General features: G+C 36.3%; 1 protein-coding gene. It reads right to left on the bottom strand.

Annotation, left to right across the window (positions count from 1 at the left end; all coding sequences use genetic code 11):
- On the bottom strand, positions 1–1,316 hold a 1,316-nt coding region (gene prdA, locus KPL51_RS23040; protein ID WP_216166771.1), incomplete at both ends, for a D-proline reductase (dithiol) proprotein PrdA.

Below are 1,316 nucleotides of genomic sequence, written 5' to 3'. Positions count from 1 at the left end.
CTTTCTGGAATTGAAGTTTCATTCTCTACTCTTTCAATAGAAAGCGCATATGATTTTTCAATAGCTTCAAGATTACTTTCCTTTACATTTGGATTCCAATGTCTTTCTGCTGCCACTACTTCTTCTCCTGCAATTGCAGTTTTAAGCATTGAAAGCGCTCTAAGTGCATCTTCCTTGCAAAGTGTATTACACGCTAATACTTCATTTTCAATTCCTGCTTCTGATTTATTGTTGTCAACCATGTACTTAGTGTACTTATTACCAACAACTAAAGCACCTTGTACTCCACAGAAAGACATTCCCACAACACCAATTCCACGCATACCTATTTGCTCAATATGACTAGCAAAATCGATATGGTTATTACCGAATCCTTCGGTTGTAACAATTGCTCCTGCAACATCCATTGTTTCAACAGTCATTCCAAGTCTTTCAGATACGTAAAACTTTTCACTGTTAATTTGTGGACTTCCTACAAATACAACTCCGCAAAGATCAACTTCAGGATCGTTCATTGCTGCTATAACAAGTGGCTCGCGAAAGTAGTGTCTTGAACACTCTTTAGATGCAGGTCCTATACAAGTTAATGCATGAATTCCACCATCTAATACCTCTAGTGGCGAAAATACAATTGGTAAATTTCCAAGGTCAACGTTTGGTTTTCCACCAAGTATTCCAATTGGTTCTACTGGAAGAATTAAGTTATCGTGCATTGCGCCTTGACCCATGATTTCTTTTACTACTACTATTTTCTTTTTACCTGGTCTTCTGAATTGAGTAAACTTCTCACTATCTACTACTAAAGTTTCATCTAGTGTCTTTAGTGCTTCTCTTATTTCTTGTGTGATCATATCTGTTGCTTTATGTGCAGCAAATGGACCTGGTCTTTCCATATTTGTTCCAGCGAGTATTGTAACTTGAGTTTTAATGAAAATTTCACCTTTATCTGGTGCGCCTGGTCTTCCCCACATGATATTCTCTTCTAAAATACCTTCTGAAGAACCAAACTCTCCAATTTGCACTCCATTTTCATCTGTTCCAGTGACCATAACGATAACACCATCTAATACTCTTGTTACCCCTTGACCTAGTTTATCTTCGCCTTCTTTTGTTGCAATTGGCTGTACATCCATAATTGTTTCACTATATGTGTTGTACTTATCTGGTGTGATTATATCTATTTTTATATCTGTAACAAGCTTACTAACTTTTACAGCATCAATGCAGATATTTTCTCTAATATAAAGCACTGTTCCTTCAATTTTCGTTTCAGGTCCAAATTTAACTTCTTCTATCTTAAAGTGCTTTTTCACAAG

It is taken from the genome of Clostridium bowmanii (genome assembly GCF_018861315.1).
Classification (GTDB): domain Bacteria; phylum Bacillota; class Clostridia; order Clostridiales; family Clostridiaceae; genus Clostridium_AD; species Clostridium_AD bowmanii.
Note: the sequence above shows the minus strand (reverse complement) of the source record. Positions and strands in the feature narration are given on the sequence as shown.